Annotated in this window: 15 protein-coding genes; 8 read left to right on the plus strand and 7 right to left on the minus strand. The window is 72.7% G+C overall.

Features of this window, described 5'->3' with window-relative positions; genetic code table 11:
* Positions 1-80 precede the first annotated feature (80 nt).
* The gene (gene mshD, locus BJY16_RS05805) at positions 81-914 is read right to left on the minus strand and encodes a mycothiol synthase (RefSeq protein ID WP_185038084.1); all 834 of its coding nucleotides are present in this window, start codon (positions 912-914) and stop codon (positions 81-83) included.
* A gap of 11 nt (positions 915-925) precedes the next feature.
* Positions 926-1,642, minus strand: coding sequence for a winged helix-turn-helix transcriptional regulator (locus BJY16_RS05810; protein ID WP_185038085.1), 717 nt, complete (start codon positions 1,640-1,642; stop codon positions 926-928).
* Positions 1,643-1,886: 244 nt separating this feature from the next.
* Here BJY16_RS05810 and BJY16_RS05815 point away from each other — a divergent pair, with 244 nt between their 5' ends.
* The 6 genes from BJY16_RS05815 (at position 1,887) to BJY16_RS05835 (ending at position 6,113) form a co-directional block, all read left to right on the plus strand.
* Complete coding sequence (locus tag BJY16_RS05815; RefSeq protein ID WP_239177218.1) at positions 1,887-2,900, plus strand: hypothetical protein; 1,014 nt, start codon at positions 1,887-1,889, stop codon at positions 2,898-2,900.
* Positions 2,901-2,970: 70 nt separating this feature from the next.
* On the plus strand, positions 2,971-3,762 hold the full coding sequence (locus BJY16_RS05820) for an LmeA family phospholipid-binding protein (protein ID WP_239177220.1): 792 nt from the start codon (positions 2,971-2,973) through the stop codon (positions 3,760-3,762).
* A gap of 68 nt (positions 3,763-3,830) precedes the next feature.
* Complete coding sequence (locus tag BJY16_RS48305; RefSeq protein ID WP_311775359.1) at positions 3,831-3,905, plus strand: Ms5788A family Cys-rich leader peptide; 75 nt, start codon at positions 3,831-3,833, stop codon at positions 3,903-3,905.
* A gap of 175 nt (positions 3,906-4,080) precedes the next feature.
* Positions 4,081-4,929, plus strand: a complete 849-nt coding sequence (locus BJY16_RS05825; protein WP_185038086.1) for a sulfurtransferase — start codon at positions 4,081-4,083, stop codon at positions 4,927-4,929.
* A gap of 5 nt (positions 4,930-4,934) precedes the next feature.
* The gene (locus tag BJY16_RS05830; RefSeq protein ID WP_373873437.1) at positions 4,935-5,267 is read left to right on the plus strand and encodes a DUF1416 domain-containing protein; all 333 of its coding nucleotides are present in this window, start codon (positions 4,935-4,937) and stop codon (positions 5,265-5,267) included.
* 693 nt (positions 5,268-5,960) lie between these two features.
* Positions 5,961-6,113 carry a hypothetical protein gene (locus tag BJY16_RS05835; protein ID WP_185038087.1) on the plus strand — a complete coding sequence of 51 codons (153 nt, stop codon included), beginning with the start codon at positions 5,961-5,963 and terminating at the stop codon, positions 6,111-6,113.
* On the opposite strand, the gene BJY16_RS05840 is transcribed toward BJY16_RS05835, so the two are convergent.
* Positions 6,091-7,281, minus strand: a complete 1,191-nt coding sequence (locus tag BJY16_RS05840) for an AI-2E family transporter (protein WP_239177222.1) — start codon at positions 7,279-7,281, stop codon at positions 6,091-6,093. The genes BJY16_RS05835 and BJY16_RS05840 overlap by 23 nt on opposite strands.
* Positions 7,282-7,531: 250 nt before the next feature.
* On the opposite strand from BJY16_RS05840, the gene BJY16_RS05845 reads away from it, so the two are divergent.
* Complete coding sequence (locus BJY16_RS05845; protein ID WP_185046288.1) at positions 7,532-7,828, plus strand: GroES family chaperonin; 297 nt, start codon at positions 7,532-7,534, stop codon at positions 7,826-7,828.
* Here the strand turns inward: BJY16_RS05845 and BJY16_RS05850 are convergent.
* Together BJY16_RS05850 and BJY16_RS05855 are read right to left on the minus strand one after the other, a co-directional pair.
* Complete coding sequence (locus tag BJY16_RS05850; RefSeq protein WP_239177224.1) at positions 7,819-9,546, minus strand: PrsW family intramembrane metalloprotease; 1,728 nt, start codon at positions 9,544-9,546, stop codon at positions 7,819-7,821. The two genes, BJY16_RS05845 and BJY16_RS05850, sit on opposite strands and share 10 nt — an antisense overlap.
* Before the next feature lie 72 nt (positions 9,547-9,618).
* Complete coding sequence (locus BJY16_RS05855) at positions 9,619-10,794, minus strand: FUSC family protein (RefSeq protein WP_185038088.1); 1,176 nt, start codon at positions 10,792-10,794, stop codon at positions 9,619-9,621.
* A gap of 21 nt (positions 10,795-10,815) precedes the next feature.
* On the opposite strand from BJY16_RS05855, the gene BJY16_RS05860 reads away from it, so the two are divergent.
* Positions 10,816-11,463 carry an HD domain-containing protein gene (locus BJY16_RS05860; protein WP_185038089.1) on the plus strand — a complete coding sequence of 216 codons (648 nt, stop codon included), beginning with the start codon at positions 10,816-10,818 and terminating at the stop codon, positions 11,461-11,463.
* Between the two features lie 983 nt (positions 11,464-12,446).
* On the opposite strand, the gene BJY16_RS05865 is transcribed toward BJY16_RS05860, so the two are convergent.
* Both BJY16_RS05865 and BJY16_RS05870 read right to left on the minus strand, forming a co-directional pair.
* The gene (locus tag BJY16_RS05865) at positions 12,447-12,710 is read right to left on the minus strand and encodes a DUF4031 domain-containing protein (protein WP_185038090.1); all 264 of its coding nucleotides are present in this window, start codon (positions 12,708-12,710) and stop codon (positions 12,447-12,449) included.
* Positions 12,707-14,506: a glycerol-3-phosphate dehydrogenase/oxidase gene (locus tag BJY16_RS05870; protein WP_185038091.1), complete on the minus strand. Its 1,800-nt coding sequence runs from the start codon at positions 14,504-14,506 to the stop codon at positions 12,707-12,709. The genes BJY16_RS05865 and BJY16_RS05870 overlap by 4 nt, the downstream gene beginning before the upstream one ends.
* Between the last annotated feature and the right edge of the window lie 19 nt (positions 14,507-14,525).

Raw genomic sequence — 14,525 nt, forward strand, 5'->3', positions numbered from 1 at the left:
CCATCCGAAATGTCGGATATGCTGGCGCGCTCGTGACCTCAGCGAGATATCGGCTTGTCCGGGGCGTTACCTGAAGCCGTTCACCGGCTGTAGTTGATGTCCGCCTGGTAGACGTCGAACCCGAGGCGCCGGTAGAGCTTCACGGCGGCGGTGTTCGACTCGTCGACATAGAGCCCGGCGACGGTCAGGCCGGCGGCGGCCAGATGCCGCAGCCCGGCCACGCTCAGCGCGGCGCCCAGGCCGCGGCGGTGCCCGGACGGGTCCACTCCGAGCACGTAGATCTCGCCGAGCGCGGGCTCGGTGTCGGTGGCCGGGTGCACCTTGGTCCAGTGGAAGCCGAGCAGGGTGTCGGCGATGTCCACGGCGAGCAGGAAGCCGGCCGGGTCGAACCACGGCTCCGCCTCGCGCAGCCGGAGATCCTCGATCGTCCAGCGGCCCTGCTCCGGGTGCTCGGCGAAGGCTTTCGCGTTCACCTCGAGCCAGGACTGCTCGTCGGCGCCGGGCCGGAAGCCGCGCACGGTCACACCGGCCGGCAGCGGGATGTCCGGCAGCGGCTCGAGCAGCGAGCGGCGCATCTGCCAGAGCACCCGGGCCCGGGTGAAGCCGTGCCGCTCGGCGAAGGCGCGCGCGCCGGGATCGTCGCCGTGCGCCCAGATCCGCAGTGGCCCGTCGCCGGCGGCGGCGAGCAGCGCGGTGCCGTGCCCCCGGCGGCGGTGCGCCGGGTGCACGACGAGCTCACCGGACCCGTCCTCGACGAACAGGTAACCGGCGAGGCTGCCGTCCTCGGCGCGGGCCAGCAGATGCCGGCCGCCGCCGTTGCGGACGCGCAGCACCACGTCCTCGGAAAGGGGATAGTCCGCCGCCTCGGCCAGGGCCAGGACGGCATCGCTCTCGGCGGCGGACAGCCTCTCCATCGACGGTGCGGTCAGACCGGGAGGGAGACCGGGTCGTTGTCCGGCAGCTGGCGGCCGGACGGCGGGACCACGAACTTGTAGCCCACCTGGCGCACGGTGCCGATCATCGACTCGTACTCCGAGCCGAGCTTGGCCCGCAGGCGCCGGACGTGCACGTCGACGGTGCGGGTGCCGCCGAAGTAGTCGTAGCCCCAGACCTCGCGCAGCAGCTGGTCGCGGGTGAAGACCCGGCCCGGGTGCTGGGCGAGGAACTTGAGCAGCTCGAACTCCTTGTAGGTGAGGTCGAGCGGGCGGCCCTTCAGCTTCGCGGCGTAGGTGTCCGGGTCGATGTTCAGCTCGCCGGCCCGGATCGAGCCGCCGGCCCCGGCGGTCGCGTTGTTCAGCCGGCCGACGCTGAGCCGCAGCCGGGCCTCGACCTCGGCCGGGCCGGCGCTGGCCAGGATCACGTCGTCGACGCCCCAGTCGGCGTTCAGCGCGATCAGGCCGGCCTCGGTGACCACCGCGATCAGCGGGACCCCGATGCCGGTGGCATGCAGCATCCGGCAGGTGGCACGCGCCTCGGACAGCTCGGAACGGGCGTCGACCAGGACTGCGTCCGGGCTCGGACCGGAGACCAGCGTGCGCACGTCACGGGGGGCGGTCCGAACCGAGTGGGGCAGCAGGTCCAGGGCGGGCAGCACGGCGGAAGGCTCACCGGCACGTGCCGTCACCAACAGAAGGATCTCCACACTCACCTCCGTCCTCGCGGCGCGAGGCCGCTCGGGTGACCCGGTCTGCGCAGCTCAGAGCTCCGCCACCGGAGAGACTGGGCCCGGCGTCACCGACGGGTGGGTTGCGGTTACCTTAACCGATCCATCGGTGGTCACCACGGCTTCGCACCCGCAAGTGACGTACTAAACCCCTGTTCGCCGGGTTCGTAACGCGCCTTTTACAAAGTTGGGTGCCAGCCGGGCTTCTGGCACGATCGCAGGCGTGTTCCCCTCCATGCCGCAGGACGACCCCTGGGATGCCGACGCCTCCCGTGACGTCGCGCGTCTGACCCCGGGCCGCCCCAAAGCCGGGATGTACGGCGCCGTGCCGGACGACGAGCCCGAGGAGCGGCCCTCCTCCGCCGATCCGGAGACGGAGGACGAGGAGGAGTTCGAGGAGATCGAGGTCGTCCCGGTCCGGCCCAAGCTGTCGGTGGCGATCGGCGGGTTCGCGGCGCTGCTCGGCGCGGCCCTGATCGCCGGGACGCTGACCACCGGCCCGGACAACCGCACGGCGTACGCGATCATCCTGTTCGGCGTCCAGCTGCTCGGCCTGCTCGCCTGGACCATGGCACTGAACCCACCGGCCCGCTCGGCGACCGCCGCGATCAGCGGCGGCACCGGCCTGGTGGCCTGCTATCTGGCGGCCACCAGCGAGCAGCCCGGGCTGCTGCCCCTGCTCTACGTCGCGGTGGCCGGATTCCTGGTGGCGCTCGGCGGCCAGCTGGTCCGGGCCGACGACCGGCACCGGGTCGGCGACTCGTGGCGCACCACGCTGCTGATCGTGCTCGGCGTGGTGGCCTACGCGATCCCGATCGTGCTGACCCGGCAGTCGCTCGGCTCGCAGGCGATCCTGGTCTGCTGCACCGGCGCCGGGCTGGCGCTGCTGGTCTCCCGGCTGACCGACGCGGTGCTCCCGAAACCGCGGATCGCCGCGCAGGTGCCCCGCGGCGCCGCCGGCATCGTGCTGGGCGCGATGGTCGGCACCTTCGCCACCGCCTGGCTGGGCAGTCAGCTGATCTTCCCGTTCACCCCGGCCAAGGGCGCGGTGGCCGGCCTGATCGCGGCGGTCGCGGCGATCCTGGTCGACCTGGCGGTGAACTTCGGCGAGGCGGGCCGCCGGCTGGCCGGCGAGGCGCCGACCTTCTGGCTGGCCCGGCACATGACCGGCCCGCTCGGCGGGTTCGCGCTCACCTTCGCCGCCGCCTACGCGCTCGTGCACCTCTATCTCACCTGAACCCTCCGTTTCCGGGGACCGTGGACGTGGGCATGTACGGTCCTCAACAGCCCACGACCCGGGAGGCCCCGTGACCGAGGAGTACGCGACCGACCAGCGCCCGCGCCGCCGCCGGGGCCGGGGGCTCCTGATCGCTGTCGTGGTGCTGCTGCTCCTGCTGCTCGGCGGCCTGCTGGTGGTCGACCGGTACGGCGCGTCGTACGCCGAAGGGGTGATCGGGGACAAGGTCGCCGAGCAGGTGGCCGCGCGGAAGGCCAGCAGCGACACCCCCGAGGTGGACATCAAGGGCGTCCCGTTCCTGACCCAGGTGGCCCGCGGGGAGTACCAGGAGATCCAGATCCAGCTTCCGAACTTCACCGGCCCGACCGGCACCGGCGACAAGATCCACATGGACCTGCTGGACATCCGCGCACGGGACGTGAAGGCGCCGCTCGACGCGCTGCGCAGCGGCCAGGGCACCGTGGTGGCCGGCACTCTGACCGGCACCGGCACCCTGGACTACCCGCAGCTGGTCGAGCTGATCGGGCAGAAGGGTCTGAAGCTCGCCGAGAAGGACGGCAAGCTGGTCGGCTCGGCTCAGGTGGCCGCGCTCGGGCAGCAGTTCGACGTCTCCGGCACCGCCAAGCTGACCGTGGTCGACGGCGGGATCCGGGTCCGTTTCGCGGATGTGAAGGCGGCGAATCTGCCGGACCTGCCGGTGATCCAGAACCTGGTGCAGTCCTACGTCGACAAGCTCAGCCTCGACCTGCCCGCGCCGGAGCTTCCGCTGCAGCTCAAGGTACGCACGCTGACCCCCGAGCCGGACGGGCTGAAGGTGACGTTCGGGGCCAACGACGTGAACCTCAACGCCGGCGGCCTGTGATCCGCGCCTCGTCCCGGATCGTGGTCGGTACTGTTCCGCGCTCTGGAACCGCTGGTAGGGTCCGTTCTATGAGCCCGTTGCTCACGAAAAGGCGCGCGATCGACCTGTGTCGCGTGGCCGCGTGCCTGTGTCGCTCCGTCTGACTGACGGAGCCGCTCGGTGCTGAGCACCCTCTTCTTCTAGCCCAGGGCATCTTTCTGTCCGGCAGTGGCGCCGTCGCAAACCAGCCCGTGATCCCACCTATCCATGGGTCCGCGCGGGGTGCGACCACACCTCCGTGCGCTGACTCACCCAATCACCCACACAGGGAGTGAAACGATGAGTCGCGACAACGCACTCGTATCGGCCGACTGGGCCGAGAAGAACCTGGACACCCCCGGCATCGTCTTCGTCGAGGTCGACGAGGACACCACCGCGTACGACGGCGGCCACATCCCGGGCGCCATCAAGATCGACTGGAAGCAGGACCTGCAGGACCCGGTCCGCCGCGACTTCGTCAACCAGGAGCAGTTCTCCGCGCTGCTGTCCGAGCGCGGGATCAGCAACGACGACACCGTGATCCTGTACGGCGGCAACAACAACTGGTTCGCGGCGTACGCGTACTGGTACTTCAAGCTGTACGGCCACGAGTCGGTCAAGCTGCTCGACGGTGGCCGCAAGAAGTGGGAGCTGGACGCCCGCGTCTACACCAAGGACGTCCCGGCCCGCGCCGCGACCTCCTACCAGGCCAAGGCGCCGAACCTGGAGATCCGCGCGTTCCGCGACGAGGTGGTCCAGGCCATCGGCGTGAAGAACCTGGTCGACGTGCGCAGCCCCGACGAGTTCGCCGGTCGCCTGCTCGCCCCGGCGCACCTGCCGCAGGAGCAGTCGCAGCGCGCCGGTCACATCCCGACCGCGATCAGCGTGCCGTGGAGCAAGGCCGCCAACGAGGACGGCACGTTCAAGTCCGACGAGGAGCTCGCCAAGATCTACGGCGACGCCGGGCTGGACGGCAGCAAGGACACCATCGCGTACTGCCGGATCGGCGAGCGTTCCTCGCACACCTGGTTCGTGCTCAAGGAGCTGCTCGGCCAGGAGAACGTCAAGAACTACGACGGTTCCTGGACCGAGTACGGCTCCCTCATCGGTGTGCCGATCGCCCTCGGCGACGAGCCCGGAAAGGCCTGATCGACATGACTTCTCCCGCCAACATCGCCGCCGGTTGCGCCGCTCCCGACCAGTCCGCTCCCCTCCCCGCGAGCGTCGACCTGGAGAAGGAGACCGTGATCACCGGTCTGGTCCGCACCGCCGAGGGTGAGGCCGTGGGCGGCGCCTACGTCCGCCTGCTCGACGGCTCCGGCGAGTTCACCGCCGAGGTGGTCACCTCACCCGAGGGCGTCTTCCGCTTCTTCGCCGCCCCGGGCTCGTGGACGCTGCGCGCCCTGAGCCGCTTCGGCAACGGCGAACTCGCCGTCGACGCCACCCGCGGCGTCAACGAGGTGGCCCTGAGCGTCGCCACCGCCTGACCCACGCTCTGTTCAGGGCGGGACTCCTTCGGGGGTCCCGCCCTTGCGCTTTCCGGACCAAAACCGCTTCCCGGTACGCCCGAAGCGTCCCGCCCCACCACACACCGCAGCCCGCCGCACATCGCAGCTTCGCGCACGCCGCACGCCGCAGCCCCGCCGCACGCGTCGGCCGCACGCGTCGGCCGCACGCCGCGGCCCCACCGCACACCGCAGCCTCGCGCATGCCGCACGCCGCACACCGCAGCCCCGCCGCACCCCGCAGGTACGCCGCACGCCGCAGCCTCGCGCACCGCACGCCGCAGCCCCACCGCACACCGCGGCCCGCCACGCACCCCAGCCCCGCTGTGCACTGCAGCCCCGCTGTGCACAGCCCCCGGCGCGCACCGCAACCCCGGCGGCCACCGATCGCCTGTCCAGGCTCCTCCAAAGCGATCGTGGTGCAACACCCTTGCCCCGCCCACTTCCCAGTCCCCGCCCACCCAGGGGGAGCCGCCCGAAGACAGTGTGACGCGAAAGCGGGATCGCCCGGGACAGGACTGTGGACAACCGGCTGGTGTGGACAACGCTCTTCGGCTTCGGCTTCGGGCTCAGGACTGAGATGGAGACCGGGACCGGGGCGGAGCCGGGACCGGGACCGGGACCGGGACCGGGACCGGGACCGGGACCGGGACCGGGACCGGGACCGGGACTGAGATGGAGACCGGGACCGGGACCGAGACCGAGACCGAGACCGAGACCGAGACCGAGACCGAGACCGAGACCGAGACCGAGACCGAGACCGAGACCGAGACCGAGACCGAGACCGGCTTCGACGCCTCCCCCCTTAGCCGCCGCTGCCCGCCGTGACCACCACCGCATCCGGCGGGATCTCCGGCCTTCGACGGGACAACCGCCGCACGCCGGTGTTCAGCACCGCGATCAGCGGCACCGCGACCAGCGCCCCGATGATGCCGGCCAGCACCACCCCGCAGGCGATCCCGATGATCACCGCGAGCGGGTGGATGGCCACCGCCCGGCCCATGATCAGGGGCTGCAGCACGTGGCCTTCCAGCTGCTGCACCAGGATCACCGCGCCCAGCGTGATCAGCGCGACCACCCAGCCCTGGCCGACCAGCGCGACCAGCACCGCCACCGAGCCGGAGACGGCGGCCCCGACGATCGGGATGAACGCGCCCAGGAAGACCAGCGCGGCCAGCGGGAACGCGAACTGCACGTCCAGGATGAGCAGCGCCAGCCCGATGCCGACCGCGTCGATGAAGGCGACCAGCACGGTGGCCCGGACGTAGGCGCCGAGCGTCGCCCAGGACGCGTCGCCGGCGTCGGCCAGCGACCAGCGCGCGTTCACCGGGAACAGCCGGACGATGAACCGCCAGATCTTGCGCCCGTCCCGGAGGAAGAAGAACGTCGCGAAGAGCACCAGCAGCAGCCCGGTGAGCAGCTCGAACAGGGTCGCCGCGGTGGAGATGCCGGTCGAGGTGAGCGACGAGGTGTTGTCGTTCACCCAGTCCTGCGCGGAGTCGATGGCCTGGTCGACCTGCTTGTCGGAGAGGTGCAGCGGGCCGGTCCGCGCCCAGTCCTGGATCTGCCGGACGCCGGCGCTGGCCTTCTCGGTCAGCTGCGGCACCCCGTCGATGAACTGGTTCACCACCAGGGTGAGCGTCCCGACCACCGCGGCCAGGCCGCCGACCAGCACCAGAAAGGTGGCCAGCGACCGGGGCAGGTGCAGTCTGAGCAGCCAGCCGACGGCCGGGCCGAGCAGCGCGGTGAGCAGCAACGCGATCGCCAGCGGAACGACCACCACGTCGACCAGGCCGATGAACTTCAGCCCGGCGTAACCGACCAGGCCGACCACGATCAGCCGCCAGCTCCAGGCCGCGGCGATCCGCAGCGAGTGCGGCACGTCCGCGTCGTCCAGGCTGGTGGTCGAGCCGTGCACCACGGCCGGCTCGGGTGACGGCGGGGCGTAGTCGTCCTCCGGATCCGGTTCCCGTGCCGGCCGGTCGACACGTGCCATCCGGACCGACTCCCGTCCCGTGTCGTACGCCCTCTTCAGGTTTTCCCGGACACGTTGCAAGCGGTTCAACCGCCTACCCCCTCGCCCCTTGATTACGCCCCCATCACGGTAGTCCGCCGCTGTCCCGGCTGTGCGCCCGCGACCCGCGGACGCGATCCGGACCACGCGGAACGTCGCGCCGGTCGGCGGCGTACCGTCTGCAGTCGTGAGTGCCGACACCGCCCGAACCGACTCCGGACTGCCGATCCGGATGCTGCACGACCGCGTCCTCGTCCGCCAGGACGGTGGGGAGGGCGAACGCCGCTCCACCGCCGGCATCGTCATCCCGGCCACCGCCTCGATGGGCCGCAGGCTGTCCTGGGCCACCGCGGTCGGCGTCGGGCCGAACGTCCGGTCGATCGTGGTCGGTGACCGGGTCCTGTTCGACCCGGACGACCGTTCCGAGGTGGAGCTGCACGGCAAGGAGTACGTGCTGCTCCGCGAGCGGGACGTGCACGCGGTCGCGGCCACCCGGGTCGAGTCGGACGGCACCGGCCTCTACTTGTAGGGCTGCTGCCCCGGCGGCATCGGCGCGAACGGCGGCGGCCCGTAGCCGGGCGGCTGCCCGTAACCAGGCGGCGGTCCGTAACCAGGCGGCGGGCCATACGGGCTGTACGGGCCATAACCCGCCGGATACACCGGCATCGGCGGCGGCAACCGCACCGGAACCGGCATCACCGGCTCGGCCGGCGGCGCCACCGTGCGCACCACCCCGTCCGGGAAGGTAATCCGGTAGCTGTGCCCGTCCCACCAGGCCGGCGGGGTCTGCGGGTCCCGCCCGGCGAAGACCGCCCGGTAGCCGGTGACCGCGCCGAGCAGCTCGCGCTCCTCGGCGGCCGCCTTGGTCATCTCCACCGGGTCGCCGGCCAGCCCGCGCTGCATGCCGTCCCGGATCAGCGCCAGCCGGGTCGCGGCGAACTGGAAGTTCCGCATCGCCTTGCCGCCGGGCGGACCGGCCACCCGCTTGGCCCACTGCCGGGCCGAGTGCCGCCGGCCCAGGCTGCCCAGCGCGGCCACCTCGGGCGGCGCGAACCAGCCGGTCCGCACGTAGTGGTGCAGCACCCGCTCGGCCAGCCGGCCCTCCCAGCTGCGCAGCGCGATCGCGAAACCGACCACGGCGAAGAAGAACGGCACCATGAAGCCGAGGTAGCCGTACAGCATGATCAGCGACTCGCCGGTGGCCGCGGAGAGCGTCGGCAGCAGGTTGAACGTGCCGTGCAGGATCATCGCGAGCAGCAGGCCGCCGATCGGGGCCAGCCAGCGCACGTTCCGGTCCGCGGAGCGCGCCGCGATGCCCAGGCCGATGCCGGTCATCGAGGTGAACAGCGGGTGGGCGAAGCCGGTGAACAGGATCCGGACGATGAAGATGGCGAACACGTTGGTCAGGCCGGTGGCCGGACCGTACTCCTGGGCGCCTGCCGCGTAGCCGTGACCGCCCAGGTAGAGCACGTTCTCCACCATGGCGAAGCCGAGCGCGGAGAGCCCGCAGTAGACGATGCCGTCGGTGATGCCGGACCACTCGGCGCGCCGCTTCCAGAACAGCAGGAGCGGGCCGAGCGCCTTCATCGTCTCCTCGATGAACGGCGCGACCAGCACCGCGACCAGCGCGTCCGGCAGGCCGATCTGGTCGAACAGCCAGGCCGCCCCGGTGTTCACCGCGAGCGCCGCCGCGGTGGCCACCGCGGCGCCCCAGGCGAAACAGAAGATCAGATATTTGACCGGCTCCGGCTCGTAGCGGTCCAGCCAGGCGAACGCGCTGGCCAGCAGCGGGACCGGCAGGACCGCGGCGGTCAGGCCGATGGCCAGCCCGGCCAGGCCGATGTTGTAACCCAGGAAGATCAGCATGCCGACGGCGGCGCCGGCGATCAGCAGGATGACCAGGGTGATCGGCAGCCAGCGGCGCCAGCCGGCGCGGCGGCCGGGGACCGGGGCGACGGTCTGCACCGCCTCCACCGGGAACGGCGGCACTGCGTCCGCCGACACCGCCTCGGCGGTCACGTTGACCGGGGCGTAGGCGGGCGCCACCCCGTCAGCCGGCCAGGACTGCGGAGCCGGCGCGAACTGCCCCGCCGGGGCCGATTGCGGAGCCGGCGCGAACTGCCCGGCCGGCGGCGCCGACTGCGGAACCGGTGGGAACTGCGGGGCCGGCGGAGCCGACGCGGGCTCCGGTGGGGAGCTGGGGTGATGAACCGGATCGGGTGACCCGGTCGGCGAGACGTCGGCCATGCCCGCCAGCGTAGTCACCGCGGGCCTGCCCGGCGTGCCCGAGGAGCACCGAGAAGATCAAGCGGGCATCGATCAGCCGGCGCCCGGCTCCGGCGACCGGCCGGACGGTGGCGCCGGCGGCCGTGCCCGGGCGGCCCGGTTCCGCGCGCCGTGCGGCCGCCCGCGCCAGCCCACGGCCACCCGCACCTGCCGGGTGGCCTCGGCGTACTCGACCCCGGTGGCGCGCAGCAGGTCGGCCACCGAGGTGCGGATCTGGGCCACCACCACACCACCGGAATAGCCCAGCCCGGTGTCGTAGGCCCGCCCGGACTCGGCCGCCGCCCGCAGCGCCCGTTCCCGGGTCTCCACCGGCTCGACACCGCGCGCCCACTCCTGCCGGAGCAGGTCCACCGCGTCGCCCAGGTGCCGGACCGAGGCGGGCAGCACCTCCGGCACCCGCTCCCGGTCGTTCAGCGCGGTCTGCGCCCTGCGGATCATCACCCGGACGTTGCGCAGCGCGTAGGTGAGCTGCGGGGCTCCCGCCACGTACTGCGCCAGCGCGCCCCGGCTGTGCCATCGGGCCGGGGCGAACGCGACGTTCTCCCGGGCCGCCTCGATCGCCGTACCGAAGGCGGCGAACGTCCCCTCCGCGGACCGCAACCGGGCCAGCGCGGCCTCGATGACGTCCGGGTCGCCGTCGGAGAGCCCCAGCGCCGCCTCGTGCAGCCCGGCGGTGAAGGCGCGCAGCGCCGGATCGGCGGCCCGGCGCACCACGCTGAGCGGGTTGATCGGCAGCAGCACGGTCATCACCGCCAGGCCCACCCCGCCGCCGACCAGCGCGTCGAAGAACCTGGTCCACGGGTGCCCGGTCTGCACGGTCAGGGTGGCGACCAGCACCGCCGAGGACGCGGACTGCACGATCAGCGGCGGCCCGCCGCCGACCGCGGTCGCCACCAGCACGGCGAGCAGCACGATCAGCCCGATCTGGACCGGGCCGGTGCCGATCAGCAGGATGATCCCGTCGCCCAGCCCGATGCCGACCGCGACGCCGGCGACCAGCTCGGCGGTCCGGCGCATCCGCTGACCGACCGACGAGGCCAGCGTGATCACCGCGGCGATCGGGGCGAAGAACGGCGCCGGCCGGCCGATCACGTCGTGTGCCAAATACCACGCCAGGCCGGCCGCCAGGCCCGCTTGCAGGGCAAGCATCAGTCCGGCCCGGGCCCGCTTCGCCACCGCGTCGGCCCGATCCCTCGCGACGCCGATCATGCGTGCTACCTCCGTGCCAGGATGGCCATCGTGACATCTTTGCCCGACCGATTCCGGGCGGCGGCGCGCGGCGCCGGCGCCACCGCCGCTGACGACGATCTCGACTCCGCCGCAAATTACCTGCTCAGCCGCTGGACCGAGCCGCAACGTCACTATCACGACGTGACTCACCTCTCGGCCGTGCTGGACGTGGTGGACCAGTTCGCCGGTCTCGCCCCCCGCCCGGACCGGGTGCGGCTGGCCGCCTGGCTGCACGACGCGGTCTACGACCCGCGGGCGCTCGGCGACGCCAACGAGCGGGACAGCGCCGAGTTCGCCCACGGGCTGCTGCTCACGCTGGGCGCGCCGGAGGAGGTGGCGGCCGAGGTGGCCCGCCTGGTCGGGCTGACCGCCGGCCACGCCACCGAGGACGACGACCCGGACGGCGAGCTGCTCTGCGACGCCGACCTGGCGATCCTGGCCGCCGACGAGGAGCGCTACGCCCGCTACACCACCGCGATCCGCCGGGAATACGCCCACGTCCCGGACGGCGACTTCCGGGCCGCCCGCTCCCGGGTCCTCCAGGAGCTGCTGAAACTCCCGTCGATCTACCGCCTCGCCCCGATCCGCGACGCGTGGGAGGCCGCCGCCCAGCGCAACCTCAAAGCGGAGCTGGAGCTGCTCGCGTAGCGGTTTCGGCACGACCCCGAGCCGGCTTCCGACCGCTCCCGCGTAGCGGCCACCGCCGGCTCCAGGCCGGCATCCGGGCCGCCTTCCGGGCCGACTTCCGGGCAAATTCAAGATCAAGAGCCTGCTGACTCGGATCCGCGCTGATCACTGATCGTCGCTCCCGCCAGGGACCCTTCCGGGCCGGGCTGGCCGCTGCGCGTCCAGAACGCCCGGCCCTCCAGGGCGACGTCCGTGGGTGGCCACGACCCGCCAAACCCCAACCCGCCAAGTCCGCCTCGCCCCCAGACCGCAAAGCGCCTCACGGCAGTCCGGCTGGCTCCCACGGGTGCCTCACCCACCCGGAGACACCCCTCACGCCCAGCCGGCCAACCGCGACGCGCGCAGCGACCCCGGCAGCGACGCGCCTCGCGCCCAGCCCGCCGACCGCGACGCGCGCAGCGACCCCGACAGCGACGCGCCTCGCGCCCAGCAGAAACCAGAGCTGGTCGGGGGTTTGGGCGGACCACCGGGAGGGTGCAGTTCGGCCCGGATGCGGCCCCGTGGTCGTGAGGTGGCAGCGGCCTGGCGTCGAGCGCGGGACACCGCTGTGCGGTTGGGGCGGGGTGGACGCCGTATCGAAAAGGGGTTGGGGTGTGGCAGCGGCCGCGCGCCAAGCGGGTCTGAAGCAAACAGCGGCCATGCGCCAAGCGGGCAGCGGTCGTGCACCAAGCGGCCTGAGCAGGTAGCGGCCGTGGGTCAAGCGGACCTGAAGCAGACAGCGGCCGTGGGTCAAGCGGACCTGAAGCAGACAGCGGCCGTGCACCAAGCGGGCTTGGCGCACGCAGCGGCCGCGCGTCAAGCGGACCCGAAGCGGGCAGCGCCGTGCACCGGGCGGGCTTGGCGCACGCAGCGGCCGTGCGCCGAGCGGGCCTGAAGCAGGCAGCGGCCGTGCGTCAAGTGACGCCTGACGGGAACCGAAGGCTGGGGCGAGCGGCCTGGAGCGGTCAGCGGGTCAGGTGTTTGGGGCGGCGGAGGCCGGCGGCTCGGAGGCGGGCGGTGAGTTCGCGGGACGGGACCAGGGTGGCGCCGAGCCAGAGGGCGGTGCGGAAGCGGTGGGCCGGGATGTCGTAGTGGTCGCGGTCGAAGGCTCGGCGTGGGGAGCCGAGCATCTCGGCGAAGGCGTGCAGCTCGGCCAGGGAGACGTCGCTGACCAGGTGGGACCAGAGGTGGCCACGGCCTGGCCAGCGCGGCTCGTCGACGAGGATCAAAGGTCGAGCTCGAGCAGGTCGGCGCGGCGGTCGCCGGCCAGACCCCGGACGTCCGGGGCGCCGACCCGGGCGGCGTCGGCGGTGCGGTCGTCGGGCTTGGTCTGCGACTCGCGCTCGGCGGTGACCCGGGCCAGGTAGTGCTCCACCTCCCGGGTGCGGACCGTGTCGTCCCAGCCCAGCACCTGGCCCATCACCTGGGCGGCATGCTCGGCCGACGCGGAGCCGCGGTGCGCCGTCTCGATCGAGATCCGGGTGCGCCGGGTGAGCACGTCGTCGAGGTGCAGGGCGCCCTCGGCGAGCGCGGCGTAGGCCACCTCGACGGCGAGGTATTCCGGGGCGCCGGCGAGCGGGACGGCCAGCTCCGGGTCGGCGGCCATCATGGCGAGCAGGTGGACGGTCAGCGTGCCGTACCGCTCCAGCAGGTGCTCGACCACGCCGGTGGTGACGCCGTGCCGGCGGGCGGTGTCCTGCCGGTCCCGCCAGGCGGCCTGGTAGCCGTCGGCGCCGAGCAGCGGCAGCTGGTCGGTGCGGGACTCGCGGAACGGGCCGCCCAGCCGGCGCACCGCGCGGTCGATCACGTCGGCGGCCATCACCCGGTACGTCGTGTACTTCCCGCCGGCCACCAGCATCAGCCCGAGCATCGGCTCGATCACCGCGTGCTCACGGGACAGTTTCGAGGTGCTGTCCGCCTCGCCGGACAGCAGCGGGCGCAGCCCGGCGTAGACACCCTCGATGTCGTCGGTGGTCAGCGGCCGGTCGAGCACCGTGTTGACCTGGTCGAGCAGGTAGCTGATGTCGCGCGCGGAGGCGGCCGGGTGGGACCGGTCGAGCTGCCAGTCGGTGTCCGTGGTGCCGATGATCCAGTGGCCGCCCCAGGGCAGCACGAACAGCACCGAGGTGGCGGTGCGCAGGATCAGCCCGGCCTCGCCGGTGATCGCCGAGCGGGGCACCACCAGGTGCACCCCCTTGGAGGCGCGCACCTTGAAGCCGGGCCGGACGCCGACGTCGTGCAGCATCTGCGACATGTCGTCGCTCCACACGCCGGTCGCCGCGACCACCGTCTTGGCGCGGACCTCGAACTCCTCGGAGCCGGGCGACTCCAGGTCCTTGACCTTGACGCCGACCACCTCGCGGGCCTCGCGCAGGAAGCCGGTGACCCGGGCGCTGGTCACCACCGCGGCGCCCTGCGCGGCCGCGGTCCGGGCCAGGTTGACCACCAGGCGGGCGTCGTCCATCTGGCCGTCGTAGTAGCGGATCGCACCGGCGATCTTGTCGGCGCGCAGGCTGGGGAAGATGTGCCGGGCGCCGTCCCGGCTCAGGTGCCGGTGCAGCGGCATGCCGCGGCCGCCGCCGAAGACACCGGCGAAGGCGTCGTAGGCCGCCACGCCGAGCCCGTAGTAGCCCCGCTGCCAGACCCGCTGGGCCGGGTTGGCGGCCGGCAGCGGGACCAGGATCGGCACCGGGCGGACCAGGTGCGGGGCGATCCGGGTGGCGAGCAGCCCGCGCTCGGTCAGCGCCTCGTGCACCAGGTGCAGCTCGAGCTGCTCCAGGTAGCGCAGACCGCCGTGGATCAGCTTGCTGGAGCGGCTGGACGTGCCGGCGGCGAAGTCACGTGCCTCGACCAGGGCGACCTTGAGCCCGCGGGAGGCGGCGTCGACCGCGGCGCCGGCACCGGTGACCCCGCCGCCGATCACCAGGACGTCGAATTTCTCGTCGCGCAGCCGCCGCAGATCGGCGGTCCGGCGGATCGGGGAGAGGCGGCCGGCGGTGTAGCGGGAGACGGAGGGATCACGCACCCGTCCCAGGTTAGTCCCC

It is taken from the genome of Actinoplanes octamycinicus (assembly GCF_014205225.1).
In the GTDB taxonomy this organism is placed as follows: Bacteria; Actinomycetota; Actinomycetes; order Mycobacteriales; family Micromonosporaceae; genus Actinoplanes; species Actinoplanes octamycinicus.

Coding starts and splice junctions, on each gene's coding strand:
- BJY16_RS05845 (WP_185046288.1), top strand. CDS start 7,532: ATGCTGCACGACCGCGTCCTCGTCCGCCAGGACGGTGGGGAGGGCGAA.
- BJY16_RS05825 (WP_185038086.1), top strand. CDS start 4,081: ATGAGTCGCGACAACGCACTCGTATCGGCCGACTGGGCCGAGAAGAAC.
- BJY16_RS05850 (WP_239177224.1), bottom strand. CDS start 9,546: ATGGCCGACGTCTCGCCGACCGGGTCACCCGATCCGGTTCATCACCCC.
- BJY16_RS05840 (WP_239177222.1), bottom strand. CDS start 7,281: ATGGCACGTGTCGACCGGCCGGCACGGGAACCGGATCCGGAGGACGAC.
- BJY16_RS05835 (WP_185038087.1), top strand. CDS start 5,961: ATGGAGACCGGGACCGGGACCGAGACCGAGACCGAGACCGAGACCGAG.
- mshD (WP_185038084.1), bottom strand. CDS start 914: ATGGAGAGGCTGTCCGCCGCCGAGAGCGATGCCGTCCTGGCCCTGGCC.
- BJY16_RS05830 (WP_373873437.1), top strand. CDS start 4,935: ATGACTTCTCCCGCCAACATCGCCGCCGGTTGCGCCGCTCCCGACCAG.
- BJY16_RS05860 (WP_185038089.1), top strand. CDS start 10,816: ATGGCCATCGTGACATCTTTGCCCGACCGATTCCGGGCGGCGGCGCGC.
- BJY16_RS05855 (WP_185038088.1), bottom strand. CDS start 10,794: ATGATCGGCGTCGCGAGGGATCGGGCCGACGCGGTGGCGAAGCGGGCC.